The organism is Paenibacillus sp. 01T443 (assembly GCF_056398325.1).
Genome location: NZ_JBFTPE010000011.1, coordinates 155002 through 177946 on the forward strand (window position 1 = coordinate 155002; position 22945 = coordinate 177946).

Sequence of the window (22945 nt, forward strand, 5' to 3'; positions counted from 1 at the left end):
TTAACTCTATAAGATAATAATACGACGGTCAATGCAATTAACAAAAAAAAGACGCCTATTCGGCGCATGGTTAATCTTTTGGAATAGCCCGGTTTACGATAGGCCGATATTGGCTGGTTCGCGCTACGGTCTTCGCTCTAAGGATCCGAAACGTTCGGGCTGTAACCTTCCACGTATGCTTTTTTTGGTTCCCTCTCCTGAGGGCGGTGAAATTGTACCGGCTGGTGGATCCGATCTTATACCCTTTTTTCAAGCAGTCGTTAAGAAACCTCATATCCGAGCCCTTGCGCAGGTTAGAAAAAACAACCCCGGGATATATCCTTTTCTCGAACATAATGGTCGCGCCGGCTACGAGCCTCTTAGTCGGCATGCTTGCGTGCATAAGCTTATTGCCGCTGTGGAAGTACATATAAAACTTATTTTTCCCGATAATGTTTGCGCCCGTTCGTTCAAATTCCGTCATGGCTTCAGTCAAATAATGCGGAGAGTAATAATCGTCATCATCAAATTTAGCAATAATCTCGTATTTCGCTTTGCTGATGCCGTAGTTTAGACATTTTCCGAGAGAGTATTTCTGAGGCAGCCGATAGACGGACACTTGATCAAAATGCTTGGCATATTTTCTATAACTGTCGATGCTCATGCGATCATTGTTCAATAGAATGATAAGCTCTTTCGCTTTCCAGCGCTGGCGGCTGTAGTTCGTGAACAATTGCTTCATAAATTCCGGTTTATTGGTTGCCGTAATGATGGATACTCCCTTCGGGAGAAGCTTCGTTATTTGGCTCCCTGCTTCTGTCGAATCTATCGTTTCCATCATCTCCTGTGAGTCCGATTGTTCCGGCGAAACCGGTAAAGCCGTTGATTCTAACGTTTCCTGTATCATTGCCTTCTCATCCATATCCGGCTTCTCAAGCATCGTACAACACCTCATTAATTGAAATCTACATTTGCATTGTACGTAATGGCACTTGAACTAGGAACGGCTGTCGTCACGGCACGCAAAAAGTGAATCGCGATTACTTTACATAATTTTTCATAATCTTATTTACCTTCCACTGCTTCGCTACGAAGTTCGTCTTGGACAATAATCTTTGGTTTAATGTGTTTCGTTCATGAACAACAACCATATAGTTTCGTTTTCCGTTTTTGGTCAGTATTTCATGCTTAAGCTTAATAACGGAAGTATGCCCTTTCGGTGTTTTATACCTAAGTCCTTTAAAATAAGCGGAAGTCCTATAGATAAACGTATAGAAAGGCGGGGAAGGCTTCTTAACTGTAGCGACGCGATGGCGCAGGCTGTCATACACGTATCCCGTTTGGTTAATGAGCGCGCGGGTTTTCTGCTTGGGCTTATAATTATGCAATTGTTTGATAAAGGTTTTATGGTACATATCATCACAGTCCAAGCGTACAAGATACAGATACTTATAGCCGCGTGTCAGCTCTTTTTGAACCTTGAGATATTGTCCGTCCGGTACAAATCGAACGTTGCCGGGAAGTGCTTCGTACTTGCTCAATGTCTGCAAGATCGTAGACTCTGAAGAGATTGCATACCGGACAAGGACCGTAAAATTCTGATTGGTTTGATTTTTAAGACTTTGTAAGGTGTATTTCATAAAGATAGACATTCTGTACTCAATCCATTGTCTAGTCAAACCCACCTTCCAGCGATTATTGGGCTTTGACCGGTTATTAAATTCAATTCCAATAATAATTTTTTTATTAGGCATCACTAGTTCCTCCTTGCATTCTTTTCAATCGTCCAAAAAAAAGTAAATCGCCAGGAGAACCTGTTATTGCGTGGATCATGTCCTCTTCGTTCCTTATAAGTCGCTGCGGCTCTTGCTCGATAACGGGTGCTGTCTCTTTGCAAAAGTTTTTGAGAATATGATCCAGTTTGACTCGATTCGATCTGAACACGGCTTTGCGCAGCAAGTTTTGATTTAACGTGTTGCGCTTATGAACAACGATCATATAGTTGCGGTTTCCTTTTCTAGTTAAGATTTCATGCTTTAATTTAATGACGAATCGATGCCCGCCGGGAGTAACATATCTCTTTCCGTTCAGGTAATCCTCAGTCTTGTAGATAAAAATATAGAATGGCGGAGATTGATGGTGAACCGCTGTGAACCGCTGCCTGACGGCATCATATATATATCCCTTTTGATTAATTAATGCTTGAGTGCTAGATTTAGGGCGGTAATCTCTTAACTGCTGCACGATAGATTTATGGTACATATCGTCGCAATCCAAACGAACCAGATATAAGCGGTCGAATCCGGTGATCCATTGCGAAATATGTTCTTGGTATTTGCTTGCCGGAACAAATTGAATGTTTTCCGGAAGCGGATCATATTTGCCGAGTTCAATCTTTATCAAAGACTCCGTGCAATCCGCATATTGAATAAGGGCTACAAAATCTTGATTAGTCTGCTTCTTTAAGCTTTTCATTGTATATTTCATAAATACGGACATTCTGTATTGAATCCAGCCTGCAGTTAATCCGACTCTCCAAGCGGGCTTCGTCGATCTCGAATTGAATTCGATACCGAAGATGATCCTTTTGTTTAACAACTCCCATCACTCCCGTATACGCTGACACACTTCAAATTTAACTCACCTTGATTACGTTTCACCTTTAAAATCCTTCATCATCACATTAGCTTCGTGAAGCGATTCGAAGGTGCCCGCATCAATCCACCAGCCGTTCATGATGTTGAAAGTAAGCGTTCCTTCAGAGGCATAGACGTTGTTAACATCAGTAATTTCCAGTTCCCCGCGATTCGAAGGCTTAATACGCTTGATGACCTCAAATACGCTTCCATGGTACATGTAAATACCAGTAACCGAGTAGGATGATTTGGGATCAGACGGTTTTTCTTCAATTTGAATGATTTTGTTTCCATCAATCACCGGAACCCCATACCTGCGAGGATCGGCAACGTGCTTGAGAAACACTTTAGCGCCTTTTTCCTGATTGCTAAAATCGCTAACCATCTTTATAAGCGATTCGTCGAACAAGTTATCTCCGAGCAGAACGATAAACTTTTCATGCGGTTGAACAAAATCCTCTGCGGTCATCAAGGCTTGGGCGATTCCGCCGGCTTCCTCCTGTATCTTATAGGTGATTTTCACTCCCCATTCTTTGCCGCTTCCCAGTAAGTCGGTAAATAACCCAGCCGATTGTTTTCCCGTCACGATTAAGATGTCTACGATTCCCGCACTTCGCATTTTGTCTATTGCGTAGTAGATCATGGGATATTTTCCGACAGGTATCAAATGCTTGTTTAAGATCTTCGTTAATGGCCAAAGGCGCGTTCCGGTACCTCCAGCAAGTATCACACCCTTCAAAAAAATACCTCCTAACAAAACCAAGTATCCAGCAGAACCTATTAAGACCAAATAATTTACATAAGTAGTGTATGTCTATCATTTAGATTCTGTATGGACGATATACCTTTGCGATCAAAATAGTCTTCAACTTTTTCTCCGTTAAGAGTTTCAGAGCCATTCTCGGATAAGCTTTTCATATCTTCCCCGGACAGACAATCCTTGGCCTCCATGGCATCATTAGAGAGTAAAATGAGTCTATTCATAAGACTATCGCTGCTCTTCTCTACCAGAGTCCTCGGCTTGTTGAAAACGACTTTAGGCCCTTTTCCAAAATCAATTGCCACTTTCCCGGTTAACCGAGCTACTTCAGGCGCCATAACGACAGCATTTACACCGCAGGATATGAGGGCAATATCAAACTGGTCTTTCATTCCCTTCACTTTGTTCAACGTTTTGCTCATTTGCTTAAAATGCGTAAAAATAATGGTTCCAGCTATCACCATTCGATAGGGATCGCTTTGAAGTACTTCTTTTAATTTTTTGGCATGCTCCGTGATGATCAGAATCCTTTTGCCTCTCAGCACTTCCCAAAATTCCGGTTTGCTTGCAAACTCACGATTGATAAAGGCATCGCAAGTAAACCGCGGCCTCAGCTTGTAATAACGAAATATTTTATTCGTTAAGGGGCGTCTTACTCTTTTCGGCGCCTTTATCTTGTCTTTGATTGGCAAAATGCCTACAATATCGGCTTTCCGTATCGAACGAACCATTTGATTTCTTAGCTTTAGGTTGGGAAGCGTCACTCCTTTTTCTTTATGTCCGAGGCGTGCGCTTCGCGTTCTGACCGGATGGTTTGCCCGTTTGGCCCATGGTGTCCTTAATACTTCCCTCAGGCTCCAAACCGATTTTTGGGCCATGATCACATTTTCTCCATCACCGATTCGGATGAGTGAGAAAGGCCGTTGATGATCCAATGCCTCTTTAATCCTTGCGAGCACCTGATCAGAATTTAGCTTTACCATGCTGTTCATTCACCCCTCTATCTGGATTTGCGTTTTTTCAATTTCTTTACGATCAGGTAGCCGCTGCTTGTATGGCCAAATACAGGCTGATGCTTGTTCCCCCATTTTTTCAAATACAGGAGTACGAGTCTTTTTCGGAGTACATTGCGTTTTTTGATGTTTGCCGCGTTTGTAAGCTGACGGCCATGCTTTAACGCGTTATAAAGGTTCCGGTTTACAAAGCGGTGCGGAAAACGATCGATAAGCTTCATGCACATGCGCCGGTCCTCCATGATCCGCCCTTCGTATGGATCATTCACTTCCCACCCGCCCGCAGCTTTAAGAGCAGAAGTTTTATAGCATCTCGGGGTTAACATGAAATCGAAAGTAATAAGAAATTTCATCTTGCTGTATTGCCTATGTCTTATTATTTTCTTCAGCCGCAATTTTCCTTTGTTCTCGAGCCACAGCTTAGAATTCCCGTAGATTAACGCCGCTTCCGGATGTTTGACGCAGGTTTTCGCCAAAATTTCGAGCGCGCGCGGTTCAAGCCAATCATCCGAATCCAATTGGACAAAATAGGGGGTTGTTACATGCTTCAAAGCCATGTTCAGCACTTTCGAAATGCCTACATTCGTATCTAAACTAATAAGGCTTATCGCCTCTTCCGATGTAAAGGCCGAAGCAATGGATGCGGATTTGTCTGTAGATGCGTCATTAATGATCAGTATTTTCCAACCCTTATACGTTTGACGAATGACGCTTTTAATCGCTTTTGCAATATAGGCTTGACGATTATATAAAGGAATAACAACCGTAAATTGAGGTTTTGACTCTGCACTCAAAAATAACCGCTCCTTTTTCTGAAGATGGTTTGGATGAATCAATCATTTTAGCCGTGAAGCAGGTCATACCTTTCCTCGAAGCTGCCAATTTGGAGGGCTAAATCATGATGAAACATAATACAAAGATCACGCAAGGCATCCGCATGATGACCCTGTCGATTATAAATTTCAGATAAATACGCAGAAAAATCGTCCATCTCTTGCATGGTTTCATACGGAATGATTTCTACCTTATGACTGCCATCCGCTGCATTTTTCCGGACACCGACTATTCCGATAGTCGGATCTGCTCGCAGCCACCAGAGCATGCCGTGCAGCCAATTTTTTTTTACTACCGTATTCTCATTTAGCAGGACGATATATTCTCCACTTGCTGCGATTACACCTTGATTCATCGCTTCGAAGCGTTCTTTAGTTACCTCATTCTTAATGACCGTAGACCCTGGAATGGTTTGGATATACTCTGCCGTTCCGTCGGTTGAGCCGTTATCAACCAGAACGAGCTGGGTATTTATCGGTGAGTGCTGCCGGATACTATCGATGCATTCTTTCGTGGATTTCAGGCTGTTTTGATTCAATACGACAACGGAAACCTTTCCGGGAATATACTGCGAGGTGAGCATCTTTAGGTTGTTCTCGGCTGCATTGTTTATTTTCTGATCGCTAAATTTAGAGCTGCCTTTAATCGTCTTTTTTCTGAACACGACATGATGTCCTTTACCGAAATCCATCGCCACTTTTCCGGTTAAACGGGCGATTTCAGGGGCCAAAACCACCGTATTAACCCCACAGGAGATTAGAGCAATATCAAATTTGTCTTTCATCGCATAGGCTTTTTTTAACGCGCTGCCCATTTGCTTATTATTCGAAAATGCGATCGTACCGACAATGTTCATTCTATACGGATCTCGTTGAAGGCTTCTCTTAAGTCTCTCAGYATGCCGCGTGATGATCAGGACTCTTCGGCCCCTCAGCATATCCCAAAATTCCTTTCGTCCTGCCAAAAAACGGTTAACGACGGCATCGCAAGTATAGCGGGGCTTTAGCTTATAATATCGAAATATTTTATTGGTTAGCGGACGCTTCAATCTTCTCGGAGCATAGGTTCTTCTATCTCCCGGTGGAAGAATGCCCACAATGTCAGCCATCTTTATCGATCGGATCATTTGGTCCCGCAGCGTAAGATTCGGAAGCCTCACTCCCTTTTGTCCGCGGTTGGCCCTTTTAGCCCAAGGCTCCCTGAGTACGGAGCTCATTCTCCAAACAGATCTTTGTGCCATGACAATATTCTCTCCGTCTCCTATTCTCACGATGGAAAACGGCTGACGATGGTCCAAAGCATGTTTAATCATAAGCAGTACTTTCTCCCAATTTAAATTCATTCCACCATTTCCCCTCCAGAAAATGTTCTCACTACGACATTATATGAATGATAGTGTTGATGCTCTTGTGCAGGTTTACTCCCATGCGTATGCTCTAGCCCAATTTTGCGCACATTTCGCTTGCGGGAAAATAAAAAAACGACAGCCTCGTTCGCTGCCGTTTACTTTTTTTTCTTTTTAAGTGGAACAAAATGTCGTTTCAGATTAAAAGGCTTCTCTCATTGAGCCACTTTATAATAAATGATGCCCTTCGTGATCTTCCATTTTTTTATAAACCGTTCCTTGTTTTTTGTTTGAATGCTTGTAGGATCCACGCCATTCATCTTTGATGTTATGCGCCCATGATGATGAATAAAAACATCGTCGGCAATCCACAGCTTTTTTCCTGAAATCATCGCACGAATGCATAGATCGCTATCCTCCCCATACGCAGTTTGGACGTTCATCGAAACCGCCTATTTCTTTAAATAAATGGAGTCGAACCACAATACATAAACCGCCCCTTAAATAAGCTGCAAGGAAACCTTTTGATCATCTATTTTTGCATTTTCCTTTTTTTGTGATTTCAGTATATTTATATGAATAACTCACAGGAATTATTGTGCAATACACTAGATCTGCGATCAAAGTCTAATAAAGAAAAATGAAAATGGACGATCTCCGGCATAAAGAAAGGGGAGTGGCACAAGAACTACTGCTGCATCTTTCATATAGTGGAGTAGTGAAAAAACAAATAAGGAGAGGGAATGATTGTGACGAATTTAAAATGGAAGCAGGTATTGAGAAGCATCAAGAATGCTTTAGATAATCATCAGCCTTTCTCCATGGTAAGAATAGGTGACGGTGAAAATATTGTAATGGCGCAAAAATCGGTGTGGAGCATCAAAACCGTACTCAGGGAGCTATGGGCAAAGAAAGCCAATAGAGGAAAAAAGGGCGTAAGGCTTCCAAATTTAAAGCTGAGAAATGAAATGGTCCGATCGATTAAGAAAGCAAATATTGTCGGGATACTTATTCCCGGGGATAAAAGGACGATTGCACATCCCAGAGTGAAGCGGCCGCTTACTAATAAAATATTCCGATATTATAAGCTAAAGCCTCGCTATACTTGCGATGCCGTCGTTAACCGTTTTTTAGCGGGGCGGAAGGAGTTTTGGGAAGTGCTGAGGGGCCGAAGAGTCCTGATCATCACGCGGGAAGCCGAGAGACTCAAAAAAATCCTTCAAAAGGACCCTTATGGGATGGACATTGCCGGAACGATTGTCTTTTCTGATTACACGCAAATGAATAGAACGTTAACGCAGGTAGAAGCAATGAAAACTCAATTTGATATTGCTTTAATCTCCTGTGGCGTTAATTCCGTTGTTTTGGCACCCGCAATTGCCAGTTTAACAGGAAAAGTGGCTATTGATTTCGGAAAAGGACATCTAGTCGTTTTCAAGAAAGGAAAGCGGAAACGAAAACGGAAATGGAAACGCAAAAGCAGAAGATAAGTAACAATTAATTCTAATAAATATAAAGAAAGATAGGGCGTAAAATTTAATACGGATCAAATACAAAAACGACAGCGAGATTGACTATTCCTAAATAGTCAATCTCGCTGTCGTTTTTGGTGAATTCTTAAGATAGAAGATAGCTTCCTTAGTTTGAACCAACAATTTGTGTTATAGAATCTTTCTAACTTCCGCTACAAATTGCTTTGCACGAACTTGAATCGTATGATATTTGCGAATAAAGTTGTAACCTTTTCGTGTAATTCGTGCTCTTGCACGTTTGTTTTTTTGAAAATACAATGCTTTTCTATAAAAATTCTTTCTATTACATGCTACATAGTTCACTTTATCCTTAAAGCCCAAATCCTTCAAATCACGATTCGGCTCCGCCAACATTAAGGTTTTGCACCCTGGAAGTTCAAAAAATTTAGCAACAGGAATCTTTAGGTCACTTCCACAAGTAAATGATATTTTTGATCGGTTGATAACCTTGGCATAATTACTATTAATAAGAAGACCTCGTCTGGCTCGAGCCTTGTGCCCCGGATGCTTAAAGTTAATGAATCCTTTTACTCTCCTCATTCTTCTCAGAACCGCTTTTCTGAATTTATATCGTGGTTGAATCAAGCCTAACAGGGAGAACTTAATATTTTTCCTCAGCTTATAGTCTTTGATTACTTTGGTATTGACCGCAAACGGCGACCATCTAAATTTGGGTTTACATTCAGGAAAAACCTTAAGAAACGGATATTTGCTTGCCGAGAAGATTAAATCCGGTTTCGCGGTTTTATGAAAGTAAGCTCTTCTGAATTTCTTATTCCAGTGAATGTCCAACACATAACAACCTTTTGGTATATTCACCTTATCAAGGTTTGTAATATTTGGAGCAAACGCATAGTTATAAGCAATATCATAATGGAATATAAAATCCGGTTTCATCTTTATTTTCTTTAAAATGTCTAGAATATCTCCATTCCTATGCCAATATTGAACATCCGCAACCTTTTCAATGGCTTTGATAAAATCATATTTGTGCTGATGCTTGGGCATTTTCTTGTTAAATGGCTTTATAAGGATCAGTACCTTTGTTTTTCTTTGCGGAGGTACAGCGGCTTTCTTATCATTCATTTTTTGCAATTGCGCTATGGTAGTATTTTGAATAAGCTGTTCTATATATGAAATGATTTGTTGTGCCTTTGCATTGGATTCAGTCATAGCAGGAGGCAGCAGTCTGACTTTTCCTTCATACTCAGGAAGGCTCATTGCGAAGGAATTATGATTTTCGGTGAAAAAAAGATCGATTTTACGATTTTGGATGTATGTTATTTGGTCCATTTCACTTACATGATCATTAACCGCATAATACCCTGTTGGAATCCCCCCTTCTTCCACTTCGTTAATAACAGAAACAAAATTCACATCTTCCAAATCATAATATAGAATAAAGTCCGGTTTCATATCGATCTGTTTCAATACTTCCAGCATACTTCCGCCTTCGGTCCAATAGCGTATTTCTGCAAAGTGTTCCATAGTCTTCATCGTGTCAAGATTATAATCCAATTCCATGGTATCGTTAGGTTTTGTCATGACTAGAATCTTCAGTTTTCTCTCATTCATAATAGGAGCTTTTACAATCTGTGCTTTTCTTTTTGTTAACTCATTTCTGTGCACGGTTTTTTGAATTCTTCTTTTCGGTTTTCTTACTATTTTCGCTCCTGTTTTTTTCGCTTTTTTAGGATTGCGAGCCTTCAGTGTCCGATTGCGCTTTACTCTCACTCTTTCACCCTCTTCTCCGAAGAAATGTATACCTTATCCTCATTTTTCTATTGGTTTTCCAACCATTGTTCCGGTGGTACATCCCTAATCTTCCGGGCTGGTGAACCCGCAACAATCTCTTTAGATTTCACATTTTTCGTAACGATGCTTCCGGCTGCAACAACGCCGTCTTCCTCAATGGTTTTGCCTGGTAGAATTGTGGCATTTGCGCCTATTCTCCCTCCTTTATTGACCGTAACTCCTTTAAACTTGCCAAAGCGTTCCTTCGTCCGGGCCAAATAATTATCATTTGTCGTAACGACGCAGGGAGCAACGAATACATGATCTTCCAAGGTCGAGAATGCGCAAATATAACAATTCGTTTCAAGCTTGCAGTTTGCTCCGATCGTACAATCATTCTCTACTGCCACCCCTCTACCGATGATCGTTTTCTCTCTGATGACGACCCGTTCCCGAATGGTCGCCAAATCCGCAACAAAAACATCGTTCTCCAAGAAGGCATTCGCATAAATAATAGCAGAGGTTCCAATAATGCATCCATCCCCGATAATTGTCGGGAGCAGATAAACCTGATTGTTTGTCGTCGCGGAATTGTGTGCTTTCATCGGTTTTTTGCCGATTACCGCATGATCGTGAATGACTACCTGGTTGCCGATGACAGTCCCGTCGTATATGACAACATGATGGCCGATCACTGCATCCTCACCAATCGTTACGTTTTCACCAATCACAACATGCTGTCCCATCCTTAGATTTTGATTCATCATACACCTCAACCTTTAGTAAATTGTTGGACTTTCTCGATGATATAGGCTTGTTGGTCTTCCGTTAGGTGTGGAGACATCGGCAATGCCAAGGAGCGTTCACAAACTCTCTCCGTTATCTTGAAATCCCCTGGCTTATATCCCAAATAGGCAAGCGCCTTTTGGAGATGCAGCGGGCAAGGGTAGTAGTGCCCGGTAGAAATGCCGACCTGCTGTAGTTGGTCAGCTAATTGTTCGCGTTTATCACATTCAATAGCATACAAATGAAAGACGTGATCTACATTGGCATCTACAATTGGAATTCTGAGTGTGGTATGTTCTAGGTGCTTGGCATAAAAGGCTGCTTTCTGTTGACGTTTGGCATTCCACTCCTGCAGCTTGCCGAGTTTCACCCGAAGGATGGCGGCCTGCAGAGGATCCAGTCTGCTGTTATAACCGACCACATCGTGATAATATTTGCGTTTACTTCCGTGGTGACTAAGAAGCCTAATCCGATCTGCCAATTCCTCGTCATTCGTAACAACAATGCCTCCGTCTCCATAACCGCCCAAATTTTTCGTTGGGAAAAAGGAAACGCATCCGATCGTTCCAAGAGCGCCAATCGGTTTGCCTTTATATCCGGCGCCCAATGCTTGGCAAGCATCCTCGATAATCGCAAGATTGTGACGTTCAGCCATATCGTTAAAGGCATCCATATCTGCCGGTTGACCGAAAATATGAACCGGAATGATGGCCTTCGTTTTTGATGTGATTTTCTTTTCCGTCTCCTCGGGAGACAGGTTATACGTTCGTTCGTCTATATCCGCGAATACGGGAATTGCACCACGCCGTACGATGGCCTCTGCTGTTGCAAAAAAAGTATATGGCGTTGTTATGACCTCATCACCCAGTCCGACTCCGCATGCTTCCAAAGCCAAAACCAAGGCATCGGTACCGTTTGCGTTGGAAACCGCATATTGGGATTGTGTAATAAATGCTATGTCTTTCTCCAAAGCTTCCACTTCCGGCCCGGATATATAAACCCCGCTATCGAATACCCGCTCTGCCGCCTTTAATATCTCCTTCTTAAGCTCCAGGTACTGGGCATGCAAATCGATTAAAGGAACAATCAACAAATTACCCTCCTTTATTTTTCAATACCATATTTTTCATGTCAAAATGACCGATCGGCATTTGAACCGACTCTCCTTCCGAAATGGACTTGTATATGGCCAGCACAACCTCCAATGAGTCCAACGATGTTTCTACAGAAACCAAGGGAGAGGTTCCTGTTCTGATCGCATGTATAAGGTCTTTATACAATGGGGTGTGGGATATTTCATCCGTTCGTATGAGTACACTTCCACCCTCCAACTGATCATCAGCAAATTTCCAGTTTTTCAATTCGTTTAATCTTCCGCCTTCGAGTGAAACCGATCCCTTATCGCCGAACAAGCTAAGCGAGGTCAACAGGCTTTGAGAATAGACAACGGATGAAGCTTCGATAAGACCGGTAGCTCCGTTTGCGAACTTCAAGACCGCAACTCCCATATTTTCTACATGCAATGGTTGCGCGTACGTTCCTGCTTCCCCGTATACCGAAACAACAGGCCCCATTAACCATTGAAGAAGATCGATGTAATGTATACATTGATTCATGAACAACCCGCCCCCTTTGGTCCATGAATCCCGCCAAGGACTTGCGTTATAATAATCCATATCCCGGTTCCAGCGCATCGAAACGACACCATGAATCAAACTACCAAAGCGCCCCTCGTCGACGGCCTTTTTTATCGCTTGCATTTGTGATAAATATCTGGTTTGCAACGAAACAGCAAGAATAAGACCACGCTGCTTCGCTTCGGCCGCCGCTGTTCGGGCATCTTGAATCGATAAAGCCAGAGGTTTCTCGACGAGAACGTGTTTTCCCGCTTGAAGAGCTGCAATGGTGAGGAGTGCATGGGTGTGACTGCTGGTTGTAATGGCAATCAGATCAACATGATCTCTACTTAGGCAATCTTCAATAGTAGTATAGAGTCGTAGATTCGGATAATGAGGCTTGCATACATCTCTATCAAAACGTTCTAACTGTTGTTTATCTGTATCGCACAGTGCTACCAATTCGGCTTCCTCTCTTATTTCTAATAAAGAACGTACATGCTTTTGTGCGATATAACCGCAACCTATCAATGCAATTCTTACAGGTTGCATAAGGTACCCCCTTTCGCTTAAGCGAAGTCTGACCATCTGCTATTCTCTCAAATTAGTATATGGAAGAACGTTCTTCTTGGTATAGACGATATACAAATATTTGTAATTTAGGTGTATCAATCCAAAAAAATCACAGCTCGCCTTTACAAGTACATTTGCGGGAACTTTATCGAAGGGGAATTATAAATAGCGGTTACTGGAATTTGAGGGTATCTTTTCTCATGCGTCATAAGACTGTCTGAGATGATCGATATCTTGTATGAGGTGATTCATCAGAGGCAATCGGATTAATCAAATTAAATATTTCAACTTCTCATCCACTTCTTATATCCTCTTTTTTCTTCTCAATAAATCCTCTATGGTAGCAACAATTTGCTGTGCCCTTACATTATTTGTGTGATAGGTATGAATAAATTCGTACCCATTTTGTGAAATAYGCTCTCGTTCCTTATGATTCTTTTGGTAATACAATGCTTTTTGTTTGATTTGATCTGCATGGCAAGAGACAAAATTATGTCCGTCTATAAACCCTATTTCTATAATATCCCTGTTAGGTTCCGCCATAAGCATAGAATTACAGCCAGGTCCCTCAAAATATTTTGCAACCGGTATCTCTAAGTTGCTCCCGCAAGTAAAAAAGATTTTTGACCGATTTATTTCTTTGGCGTACCTATCGTTAATTAGAGTATTTCGATTATCGCGTGCACGGTGTCCTGGATGAATATAGTGTTCAAACCCTATCACATCATTCATATGTTTTAATACCTCTTCCCTAAATGGATAGCGGCCGGGAGGACGCAAAAGACCCATTAACGAAAAATCAATTTCTTTATTTCCGTGATAATCTTTTATAATATCCGTATTTACGGCAAAGGGTGACCACACGAATCTTTCTTCACATTCCGGAAAAACTTTTAAAAATGGGTACTTACTGGCAGAGAAAATGAGATCCGGTTTTCCCCCTTTGTCAAAGTAATATTTTCGCTCATGCGGTTTCCAATGAACATCTAGCACATAACACCCTTTCGGGATATCAATTTTTGGTAAGTCAGTTATCAGTGGCGCAAATGAATAATCCCATGAAAAATCATAATGAAAAATGAAATCAGGTTTCATATCTATTTTTTTCAGAATATCCAATATACTTCCGTTTGCAGACCAATATCGGACGTTTGCATATTGTCCAATGGCTCGTATAGTATCAAATTTATGCTTGTGTTTTGGCATCCTTACGTCAAATGCTCTAATCAGTATCAATATATTTAGTTTTCTCTTTTTTACTGCCAGAACGGTATCCTGAATGGACAGATCATCCAAAGATTTCGGCTTTAAGGATGTTATTGGCTTTTTGATAATTGCTTGAGATGAACTGGTACTTCTCCCGGTCGCCCTTGTACCTGCCGCTTTCATACGTATTGGTGTTCTAGTCTTCTTTTTTTTTGATTTTAGAGTGCTACTCTTTACTTTCTTTTTTCGTAAAGATGTATTTATAGTTGGTTTGTTTTTTTTCCTTACTACGATTCTTTTGGTACTTGCCGGTTTGCGTTTTTTCATTAGCCTATCATCTCATCCCTTCTCGAACTTAAAACGTTCAAAGTATTTTCGAGTGACTGGTGAAAAAAAATATTCTACCGCCGTCTTGAACGCGGTACGTTTCAGAGGCGCTGCTACTGACTTGTGAAGACAAGATGGATGCTGATTGACGCTTACTTATTAATCGATTATCGCTTTCGATAATATACAGGAAAGTCATTGAGGGAAAATTCGGCAATTGCCGGAACCTTATGATAATTGGTCGAACTATAAAATACACGCTTGTCTAACAAGGCTGAAGCAATCATAACATGCGCACGGTCTGTATAAATGGTATCATGCATTGCGATAATTTTTAGCCACTGATCTAGACTCTTGCAAGTTTTGGAAATATCATTATTGTTTTTTGGAATGACACCGGACACTTTCTCAGTATCCGTGCGATAAGCATGCAGAGTACCTTTTCCCGAAGTTTTATATGGAGCAACATTAAAGAAAAATGCGCAATCGTAAGCATAATCTGCATTACATAGATCTTTAATTAGTTTAAATGAACTTAATTCCCTGGCAAAAACACGAGCTTTAGTTTGGGACAGAGCACTTTTGACTGAAACTTCTGAAGGATCAAAAGAACTCGGTAAAATAACGACACGTTCAAAATTTTTTTTCTATGATAGGAAGATATGCCCCTACGGTATGAAACGGCTTGCACCAACCTCCACTACCTGTGATGAGTGCTGTATGGCCCTTAAGATCTTTAACGTCCTTTATCARTACTGTTTTGAATTTCTTGTCTACCAAAAGATGTTTGGTTCCTTCCCAGATAAGGTGATCACCAATGTTGCCGCCTGCGATAATGAAAGTTATATCGCTTGAATCCTCGATTGTGCCTAAAATCTTCCTCCTGCTTGTATCTAAACCTATTTTATAATTCGAGAAATCTCCAAAAAAATTGATCATATTTTATTGTGCTCCTCTTCGTTTTTTTTAATAACATACCTCTATTGATGCTTAATGAGCCCTCTAAGAATATCTTTATACTCATGTATAACAAGTGCTCTTTCTTTATCCAGCACGTTCTTTAATCGCTTGGAAATCATATTGCCGTGTATTCGATACTTATACAATGGTGCATTTAAATAATGGATATGGTATTTCATTAATATACGGCACCACATATCATAATCTTGGGCACAGCGGAGATTCTCATTAAAAAAACCGACCTCATCGAATACTTTTTTATTTAACATTACGGTTGCGCCGTTAATCACATTTCCTTTCATCATCGCCGCTAATAATTGATTTTTTGTAAAAGCTTTTATTAAAAATTGATCGATTATTTTTTTTTTAACGTCCATTCGGTAAAAGGCGGTGTGACTCGCCACAGCTCCTTTGGTTTGCATGAAGGATATTTGCTTGGCAACTTTATGGGGATCAATGAGATCATCCGAGCACATCCAAGCAAAAAACTGTCCACGGGAAAGCTTGATACCCGTATTTAACGCACTCGCTATTCCCCCGTTTTTTTTCTCAATGTATCGTATTCTGTCGTAATAGGGTTTGATTTTTTCTTTATGTTTTGTAGATCCGTCGTTGACTACTATTATTTCTTTTCTTAGGTAACTCTGTGCTAGGGCGCTTTCTATGGCATTTGCAATATAGGGACAATTATAAGTGGGAATGACTATGGAAACTAAAGGACATTCTCTCAAAATGTTTCACCTCTCTCCAGGAATTCAATATTCTTCTTGGCATTATATGTTCCATGGACATAAATGGAAATGGACATGTTAACTGAAAATTGAGAAGGTTATGAAAAATCCTCTTTAGGTGGATGTGCCCTTTTCGCYAATGATCTCACTTGCTGCGTAGACTTTTACGTCAAGGAGTATTTGACGCTCACCTATCTACTTCACGTTTCCCTTTGCCCTGCCGAAACTAGCAACCTATGCATATACTAATCGGAGCAAAACAACATTCATTATGGGAGGTAAAAGATGAAGATCTGTTATAGCTGGGAGTCATATTTTCCATTAGATAAGGGGGGAAAAGGAGATATTACACAAATGAAAGAACTGGTTAAAAGCATTGCTGATCAAGGCCATAACGTTTACCTTGTTTGCTTTAAACCGGGGAAAATCAAAAAAATCGGAAAAGCGATTGTGCTTAAAGCACCGATCTACCAAAAAACCGGAAAATTATTTAAAGGAAAAGGAAATAGTAAGGCTTATCAATTAATTCGTTATATTATCAAGTTAAACAGTAAGCACAATTTCGATGCATTTCATTTCCGGTCCCAAGGTTTAGTGTTGGAGGCCAAAAAATATTTACCAAACAAACCGATCTTCTACACCATGGTTCCTTCCTATTTCTCAACTAAAAACAAAGCCGATTTTAAGATGGAACAAAGAGTCCTTCAGGCTTGCGACAAACTCTTTGTCTTTACGGAAGGTTGGAAGGCCTATTATACTGCTACCTATGCAGTACCCTCAAACAAAATTGAACTTATAAGCGTGGGAGTCAATTCACAATTATTTAAACCCCAAACAACCTTGAGAGCATCTACCGGCCAAGTAACTCTCGGATATTTTGGCTCAATTAGAGAAAATTATGGAATTGAGCCCATTATACAAGCTTTATCACTATTGAATAAAAGAGAAAAAAATAATTATCGTCTCTTGATCGCTGGTACGGGCATAGATCTATATATCAAAAAACTAAAAAGTTTAATTAACCATTTGAATATGAATAAACACGTTCATTTTTTGGGTTCACTTGACCGCACAAAGATACCCCATTATTTGGAAAAGTGCGATATTGCGGTAAATCTTCGCTTCAACAGCAGCAGTAACAAAAGTAAGGATTTCAACCTTTCTATTCCTATCAAGATAGTCGAATATATGATGGCAGGTGTGCCGGTTCTCGCGTCAAGAGATGGAGGTATTATGGAGTTATTAGGAAAGAGCTATCCTTTTTTGGTTAATCCGCATAACCCGGAGGAGATCGCAGCGATGGTAAAAAATATAATACAGAACGGGGATTTAAGCAGAAAAGTAATGKAGGACAACTTTTTTCGTGCCATGGACTTCTCTAGCGATACCATTGCCAAGAAGTATATTTCCCAATACGAATCAGTACTCAAAAAAAAAACACCAGCAAGTAATCTAAAACTTAAACGTATTCGCTAATTAATCATTCTCAAAGACTAACTTAGTTTTTCATTTATATTTGGAGAGGTTGAAGCCATGAAGAGCATTCGAAAACGAGCAAGGGCAGTCGTAAAGAAAAAACCTATCAAAACAAAAAAGGTAGTTAGGAGAATTAAAAGAACTTCACCTAAGCGCAAAAAAACGATCAAAACAAAAAAGGTAGTTAGGAGAATTAAAAGAACATCAACTAAGCGCAAAAAACTAGTCAAAAGGACCGTATCTCCCGCAAAACCCGTAAAAAAAAGAAAAAAAAAGCCTTCAACCAAAATGATTCCCCTGCGGTCCCGAATTCGCAGGCTAAATAAACGAACAATATTGATCGAACCTGATCCGGCCGAGAACGGTTTGCTGCTGCCAAATAAAAAAATATTGCATTTGCCGAATGATCCTGCAGGACAAATGAGCACACAAGCAAGCACGTTACGGAGGTTAGGAGTTGCAACTAATTTCTGTTCTTACGTTCAAAGCAAATACCGGTATGCAAACGGAATCGTCTCTCCGATCAAAAACGTCCCGGCCTCCAAGCATGGACATGCCATGATGCGCTTTACCAACAATGCTGCAAGAGCTTATGACATTTTTCATTTTCACGCGGGACAAACATGCACAAAATACTACTACAGGGATTTGCCTTATTTAAAAAAACAGAAGAAAAAATTGGTCATGACTTACTGGGGATCGGAAGCCCGGAGACTATCGATTGCCCTAAAACATAACCCTTATGCAAGAGTTAAACCGGGCCTGAAAGAGCCAGATATTGTATCTATGTTGAACTTCATCACTGCAAATGTTGATGCGGTCATCGTATCCGACTACGAGCTATACGAGAGTGTAAAAGGATTCTGCAATAAGGTTTATCTTGTCAGAATCGCAGTAGACCATCGTAATATTATCCCTTACTTTCCTTCGGAAACAAAAAAGATACCATTAATTGTCCATGCACCAAGCGACCGCTATATCAAAGGAACGGACAATGTAATAAGCGCGATCAAACGTCTGAGAGCTTACGCTGCTTTTGAATATGTACAAGTGGAGAATATGACGAACGCTCAAGCGCTCGAATGGATTAAAAAAGCAGACATTGTCATCGATCAAGTAAGATTAGGAATATATGCAACTCTTTCCATTGAAAGCATGTTGATGGGGAAACCCGTAGTCGCGTATATCCGCGAAGATCTGATCAGCAAATATCCGGAAGGGTTACCCATCGTATCCGCCAATCCGCTTACCCTTGAAAGCAAGCTTTTTGAGCTTATTCAAAATCCGAGCCTTCGCTATGAACTCGGCGTTAAAGGTCGTGAATATGCCGAAATATATCACGACCCGGAACGGATCGCACGGCAATTAATTACGATTTATCGTAGCCTGTAATACCATTCAACTCGCTTTGACTTTTCATCCAAATTAAATACAATAAACCCAGTACCGGCAAAGTACTGGGTTGTTTTTCACAGAAACTGTATTCGTCAATTTACAATGCTCTCTTAGTCCGCGTCATTATTCTGTTTATGAATCGTTTGCTGATACTGTCTGATTCCCCCCTTTCCGTCAGCAATACCGATAATCGTCCTAGGGGTGCCGATACTATCCACTACGATATCCCCCTCCCCCCCGATGATGCCTCCAGCGACATAGGTTTTTCCATCCTCAGTGAATTTACCTGCCGTGAATCTCAAAAATTGCTCTGTAAAAAGCACACTGTCGATGACGTAAGAAAAGACGATTCGGACATCCAAACGAATCATGGACAGTTTTGCATGTCTAGCTGCAGTGATTGCTTCCTCTGTAATCGTGCCGATGCCTCCATCAATAATAAGAGCATCCTCCGCCAAGGATGCTATCATCTTCCCATCAATGACCGGGTGCCCTTGTGTAAATCCAATGAGTACGTCCGCATTTTGTGCAGACAACGCGATGTTATCCTCGCTATAAATCATCCCGGAAGCATAGCGAGTTTTCATCATATTAATAGCTGTGGCAAGAAATTCGGTATTTTTATCCCTGCGGCTGATGTAAACGTTGGCTCCCCTCTCAACGAATGACATGGCGACTTTCAATCCAAGGTTACCAGCTCCGATAATAGAAACTTTCTTTCCTTTCAAATTGCCTTTCAATTCGCTTACCAGCAAGTCGCATGCAAGAGCCGTGATATCATTACCTTTATACGTCTTAATTTTGCTTTTTTTAACATAAACAAGCGCTTCTTCTACCAAACTTAATGCATTTTCCGATTTGTCCTCCGCATCCACCAGAACATAATCCACTCTTCCGTCCGCGAATTCGCAAATTTGTTTCACAAAACGGTTGTCTCGAATAATAAAACTACAGCCTATAAATCGCTCTGACTCCCGAACTGGCCCAATAAGGAATGTCGGATTATTATGCTTGGCCGTCGAACCTATGAAAACAACGGATGCTCTTTTGCTTTCAATGGCCCTTTGAACACATGCTTCTATTGTCTCTCTCAAATCCCCTCGCCCCGCTCCGGCGGGAGAGTGGTTTCATTTCTTATGATGATTTCAAGACACTGCCTCAACTGGGAGTGATCTTGCTCGCTTGTAACCATTTCAAGGCTTTTTACATCCTGAAGCAGCTGGTCCCATTGTATCGGTTTCGGGTTAGTGATGAAAATATACGGATGAGAGCTCGGCAAACTCCGTTCCTCATCGTAAAATAGTGATTCCGAAAGTTTTTCTCCCGGCCGTATGCCCGTATACACAATCTTAATGTCACGCTCCGGTTCATATCCGGCCAACTGGATCAAAGCTTTCGCTAAATCTGCGATTTTGACCGGCTCTCCCATATCTAACACAAAAACTTCACCCCCTCTGGATAATGCCCCGGCTTGCATAACTAGATGTACAGCCTCGGGGATAGTCATAAAATATCTGACCATATCCGGATGAGTAACCGTTACCGGACCTCCCTTCGCAATTTGTTTCTTAAATATGGGAATGACACTTCCGCGGCTTTCCAACACATTGCCGAATCGTACGATTGAAAATTTTGTTGTACCTTTTAAAGAAAAATATTGAATCATCATTTCAGCCACCCGCTTAGTCAGACCCATCACATTAATTGGTTGTACAGCTTTATCAGTCGAAATATATACAAAACGATCTACTCCGAACTTGATTGCGCTCTCAGCCATGTTAATTGTCCCGAACACATTGTTCTTTACAGCTGATCCAGGGTTATGTTCCATTAGCGGTACGTGCTTATGCGCTGCTGCATGAAAGACGACATGGGGCCGATACCGTTGAAATACTTGTTCAACATCACCAAGATTTTGAATATCTGCAATAACACTTTCAACTGCCACATGAGGAAAATGTTCTCTTATCTTCATTTCAATCTGATGGATGCTGTTCTCGCCATGTCCAAACATAATCAAGCGGCGCGGGTTAAACTGTGCAGTTTGGTAGACAAGCTCACCGCCTATTGAACCGCCTGCTCCAGTTATTAGAATAATCCTGTCCTTTAAATAATGCTCCATGTCGGCCGTAGAAGTGATTACCAAGTCTCTTCCAAGCAAATCTTTTACATCAATTTCGCGTATATCATCTGTAGAAACCCGGCCAAGGATCACATCATACATACGAGGTAATATCCTAATACTCGCCGACGTTGTCTTACAGATTTCTACGATTTCTTTTATTGTCTTCTTTGAGGCAGAGGGAATCGCGACAATGATGTCTGTAATCCCATACTCAGCCACAATTCGAGCTATTTTGGTTCTGTCTCCCAGAACGGGCAATCCATTTAATTCAAAATACAGCTTCCTTTGGTCATCATCAATGAAACCGATAGGATTCAATTCCTTCCTATCAGATAAAATAAGTTGTTTGGAGACGATGGTTCCTGCTTCACCCGCTCCTATTATTAACGCTTTTCTATTTAATTTTGATAGTGTCTTATTCTTATATTTATTAACTATTGATCCAACTCTAAATGAACAAAGAAGCAAAATAGCGATTGTGCCCAGAATAAAATATTCAGGGAGCTGACGAGGAGTTTCCATAAAAAGTTGATCGACTACCGCATACAATATCGTCGATAAAAGGATCGATTGAAATACTTTGAACAGTTCCCGAATGCCTGTGTATCGCCTTAAAGCCTTATACGATCTATTAACGGCAAGGATGATATTACTGGAAACAATAAAGATAATGCCGGACATCAAGTTTATCGAGGACCAATCAAACTGAGGAGTTCTTTCGCCGGTTAAATAAATGGAGCATATCAAACTCAAAGCCAATAAGGCGCTATCTGCAATTGCCAAAAGCATTAACTTGATTCTATAATTCATCATTCACTCCTCCCTTTTATATAGAAGTTAGAATTTTACATATCTTGCCAGATGAATTACCATCCCCAAATATTGGCGGAGAATCGGTTGGGATCTGCAGTTCGGATATTAACTTGATAATACGGGTTCCATCAATACCTGCAATCTGATTCCAACCGGCCTCCACTGTTTCCACCCACTCCGTCTCGTTGCGAAGTGTAATGCAAGGGACTTGCAGCATATAAGCTTCTTTCTGAACGCCGCCTGAATCGGTTAAAATTAATTTTGCATTATATTCCAAATTAAGCATATCTAGATAAGAGAGCGGCTTTACGATAATTAAGTTGGAAGCACTCAAGTACTCTTCTAAATGCCATTGCCTGATCAGCTTCTCCGTTCTTGGATGCAGCGGAAAAACAACCTTATGGTCCAACTGCCTTAGGCTGTCTAGAAGATGAGACAACAGAGCGGGATTATCGGTATTTTCCGCTCTGTGAATGGTAGAGAGATAGTAGCTGGAAGGGGATAGCTGTAACTTTTCCAAAATGTCGGAGTGCTGCATGGCTAACTCTTTATATTGCAGTACAGAGTCATACATGACATCGCCTACCAAATGAACTTGTTGTTGAATGCCTTCACGTTGGAGATTTCTCACAGCTACCTCAGTCGGGCAAAAAAGCAATGTAGATAAATGATCGGTAACTACCCGATTAATTTCTTCTGGCATTTTCTTGTTAAAGCTTCTCAGCCCCGACTCAACGTGCGCGATCGGAATACCTAACTTGGATGCGGCTAAACTTGCAGCTAATGTAGAATTTGTATCTCCATAGACTAATAGCAATTGAGGCTGTTCAACGTTCAAAACAGTTTCAATCGCTTCAATCATACGGCCTGTTTGTTTGCCGTGAGTGTCCGAGCCAATACCCAAATGATACTTAGGTGTCGGAAGATCCAGCTGCTTGAAAAAGATGGCTGACATTTCGTCATCATAATGCTGTCCGGTATGAACGATGATTTCTTCTACACAGCCCTTCAGAATTCTACTGATCATTGAAGCTTTGATGAATTGCGGTCGTGCCCCAATAACCGTAACAATCTTCAATAAATCCACCTCTGTTCTTACTTCAA

At 41.0% G+C, this 22945-nt stretch carries 23 protein-coding genes; 3 read left to right on the forward strand and 20 right to left on the reverse strand.

Features of this window, described 5'->3' with window-relative positions; genetic code table 11:
- Nucleotides 1-70 precede the first annotated feature (70 nt).
- The 8 genes from AC1DLI_RS21935 to AC1DLI_RS21970 all read right to left on the reverse strand — a co-directional run bounded on the left by AC1DLI_RS21935 (nucleotide 71) and on the right by AC1DLI_RS21970 (nucleotide 7010).
- The gene (locus AC1DLI_RS21935) at nucleotides 71-919 is read right to left on the reverse strand and encodes a glycosyltransferase family 2 protein (protein WP_477606413.1); all 849 of its coding nucleotides are present in this window, start codon (nucleotides 917-919) and stop codon (nucleotides 71-73) included.
- 100 nt (nucleotides 920-1019) lie between these two features.
- A complete protein-coding gene (locus AC1DLI_RS21940) occupies nucleotides 1020-1733 on the reverse strand; it encodes a glycosyltransferase family A protein (protein WP_308996928.1) in 714 nt (237 codons plus the stop codon).
- The gene (locus AC1DLI_RS21945) at nucleotides 1726-2577 is read right to left on the reverse strand and encodes a hypothetical protein (protein WP_477606415.1); all 852 of its coding nucleotides are present in this window, start codon (nucleotides 2575-2577) and stop codon (nucleotides 1726-1728) included. The genes AC1DLI_RS21940 and AC1DLI_RS21945 overlap by 8 nt, the downstream gene beginning before the upstream one ends.
- A 51-nt stretch (nucleotides 2578-2628) precedes the next feature.
- On the reverse strand, nucleotides 2629-3354 hold the full coding sequence (locus tag AC1DLI_RS21950; protein ID WP_477606417.1) for a sugar phosphate nucleotidyltransferase: 726 nt from the start codon (nucleotides 3352-3354) through the stop codon (nucleotides 2629-2631).
- Nucleotides 3355-3410: 56 nt separating this feature from the next.
- Nucleotides 3411-4358: a GT-D fold domain-containing glycosyltransferase gene (locus AC1DLI_RS21955; RefSeq protein WP_477606419.1), complete on the reverse strand. Its 948-nt coding sequence runs from the start codon at nucleotides 4356-4358 to the stop codon at nucleotides 3411-3413.
- Nucleotides 4359-4375: 17 nt separating this feature from the next.
- Nucleotides 4376-5182 carry a glycosyltransferase family 2 protein gene (locus tag AC1DLI_RS21960; protein ID WP_477606421.1) on the reverse strand — a complete coding sequence of 269 codons (807 nt, stop codon included), beginning with the start codon at nucleotides 5180-5182 and terminating at the stop codon, nucleotides 4376-4378.
- Between the two features lie 47 nt (nucleotides 5183-5229).
- The gene (locus AC1DLI_RS21965) at nucleotides 5230-6564 is read right to left on the reverse strand and encodes a GT-D fold domain-containing glycosyltransferase (RefSeq protein WP_477606423.1); all 1335 of its coding nucleotides are present in this window, start codon (nucleotides 6562-6564) and stop codon (nucleotides 5230-5232) included.
- Between the two features lie 218 nt (nucleotides 6565-6782).
- A complete protein-coding gene (locus tag AC1DLI_RS21970) occupies nucleotides 6783-7010 on the reverse strand; it encodes a glycosyltransferase family 2 protein (protein ID WP_477606425.1) in 228 nt (75 codons plus the stop codon).
- Nucleotides 7011-7310: 300 nt separating this feature from the next.
- Here AC1DLI_RS21970 and AC1DLI_RS21975 point away from each other — a divergent pair, with 300 nt between their 5' ends.
- Nucleotides 7311-8057, forward strand: a complete 747-nt coding sequence (locus AC1DLI_RS21975) for a GT-D fold domain-containing glycosyltransferase (protein ID WP_477606427.1) — start codon at nucleotides 7311-7313, stop codon at nucleotides 8055-8057.
- 171 nt (nucleotides 8058-8228) lie between these two features.
- Here the strand turns inward: AC1DLI_RS21975 and AC1DLI_RS21980 are convergent, their stop codons facing one another.
- The 8 genes from AC1DLI_RS21980 to AC1DLI_RS22015 all read right to left on the reverse strand — a co-directional run bounded on the left by AC1DLI_RS21980 (nucleotide 8229) and on the right by AC1DLI_RS22015 (nucleotide 16032).
- Entirely contained in the window at nucleotides 8229-9833 is a 1605-nt protein-coding gene (locus AC1DLI_RS21980) for a glycosyltransferase family protein (protein ID WP_477606429.1), read from the reverse strand.
- 47 nt (nucleotides 9834-9880) lie between these two features.
- A complete protein-coding gene (locus tag AC1DLI_RS21985) occupies nucleotides 9881-10597 on the reverse strand; it encodes an acyltransferase (protein WP_477606580.1) in 717 nt (238 codons plus the stop codon).
- Between the two features lie 8 nt (nucleotides 10598-10605).
- Nucleotides 10606-11709 carry a DegT/DnrJ/EryC1/StrS family aminotransferase gene (locus tag AC1DLI_RS21990; RefSeq protein ID WP_477606431.1) on the reverse strand — a complete coding sequence of 368 codons (1104 nt, stop codon included), beginning with the start codon at nucleotides 11707-11709 and terminating at the stop codon, nucleotides 10606-10608.
- 4 nt (nucleotides 11710-11713) lie between these two features.
- A complete protein-coding gene (locus AC1DLI_RS21995) occupies nucleotides 11714-12787 on the reverse strand; it encodes a Gfo/Idh/MocA family protein (RefSeq protein WP_477606433.1) in 1074 nt (357 codons plus the stop codon).
- A gap of 324 nt (nucleotides 12788-13111) precedes the next feature.
- Nucleotides 13112-14341: a glycosyltransferase family protein gene (locus AC1DLI_RS22000; protein WP_477606435.1), complete on the reverse strand. Its 1230-nt coding sequence runs from the start codon at nucleotides 14339-14341 to the stop codon at nucleotides 13112-13114.
- Nucleotides 14342-14508: 167 nt separating this feature from the next.
- Nucleotides 14509-14964 (reverse strand): polysaccharide pyruvyl transferase family protein, encoded by a 456-nt coding sequence (locus tag AC1DLI_RS22005; RefSeq protein ID WP_477606582.1) that lies wholly within the window; start codon nucleotides 14962-14964, stop codon nucleotides 14509-14511.
- A 10-nt stretch (nucleotides 14965-14974) separates the two neighbouring features.
- Nucleotides 14975-15280 (reverse strand): hypothetical protein, encoded by a 306-nt coding sequence (locus AC1DLI_RS22010; RefSeq protein WP_477606437.1) that lies wholly within the window; start codon nucleotides 15278-15280, stop codon nucleotides 14975-14977.
- Between the two features lie 41 nt (nucleotides 15281-15321).
- Entirely contained in the window at nucleotides 15322-16032 is a 711-nt protein-coding gene (locus tag AC1DLI_RS22015; protein WP_477606439.1) for a glycosyltransferase family 2 protein, read from the reverse strand.
- Between the two features lie 354 nt (nucleotides 16033-16386).
- Here AC1DLI_RS22015 and AC1DLI_RS22020 point away from each other — a divergent pair, with 354 nt between their 5' ends.
- Nucleotides 16387-17508 carry a glycosyltransferase family 4 protein gene (locus tag AC1DLI_RS22020; RefSeq protein WP_477606441.1) on the forward strand — a complete coding sequence of 374 codons (1122 nt, stop codon included), beginning with the start codon at nucleotides 16387-16389 and terminating at the stop codon, nucleotides 17506-17508.
- Between the two features lie 17 nt (nucleotides 17509-17525).
- Here AC1DLI_RS22020 and AC1DLI_RS22025 read toward each other — a convergent pair whose 3' ends face one another.
- Nucleotides 17526-17795 (reverse strand): hypothetical protein, encoded by a 270-nt coding sequence (locus tag AC1DLI_RS22025; protein WP_477606443.1) that lies wholly within the window; start codon nucleotides 17793-17795, stop codon nucleotides 17526-17528.
- A 49-nt stretch (nucleotides 17796-17844) separates the two neighbouring features.
- On the opposite strand from AC1DLI_RS22025, the gene AC1DLI_RS22030 reads away from it, so the two are divergent.
- Entirely contained in the window at nucleotides 17845-18900 is a 1056-nt protein-coding gene (locus tag AC1DLI_RS22030; RefSeq protein WP_477606445.1) for a glycosyltransferase family protein, read from the forward strand.
- Between the two features lie 113 nt (nucleotides 18901-19013).
- On the opposite strand, the gene AC1DLI_RS22035 is transcribed toward AC1DLI_RS22030, so the two are convergent.
- The 3 genes from AC1DLI_RS22035 to wecB form a co-directional block, all read right to left on the reverse strand.
- Nucleotides 19014-19826 carry a hypothetical protein gene (locus AC1DLI_RS22035; RefSeq protein WP_477606447.1) on the reverse strand — a complete coding sequence of 271 codons (813 nt, stop codon included), beginning with the start codon at nucleotides 19824-19826 and terminating at the stop codon, nucleotides 19014-19016.
- 167 nt (nucleotides 19827-19993) lie between these two features.
- Nucleotides 19994-21838 (reverse strand): polysaccharide biosynthesis protein, encoded by a 1845-nt coding sequence (locus tag AC1DLI_RS22040; RefSeq protein WP_477606449.1) that lies wholly within the window; start codon nucleotides 21836-21838, stop codon nucleotides 19994-19996.
- 16 nt (nucleotides 21839-21854) lie between these two features.
- Nucleotides 21855-22919 (reverse strand): non-hydrolyzing UDP-N-acetylglucosamine 2-epimerase, encoded by a 1065-nt coding sequence (gene wecB, locus AC1DLI_RS22045; RefSeq protein WP_477606451.1) that lies wholly within the window; start codon nucleotides 22917-22919, stop codon nucleotides 21855-21857.
- Between the last annotated feature and the right edge of the window lie 26 nt (nucleotides 22920-22945).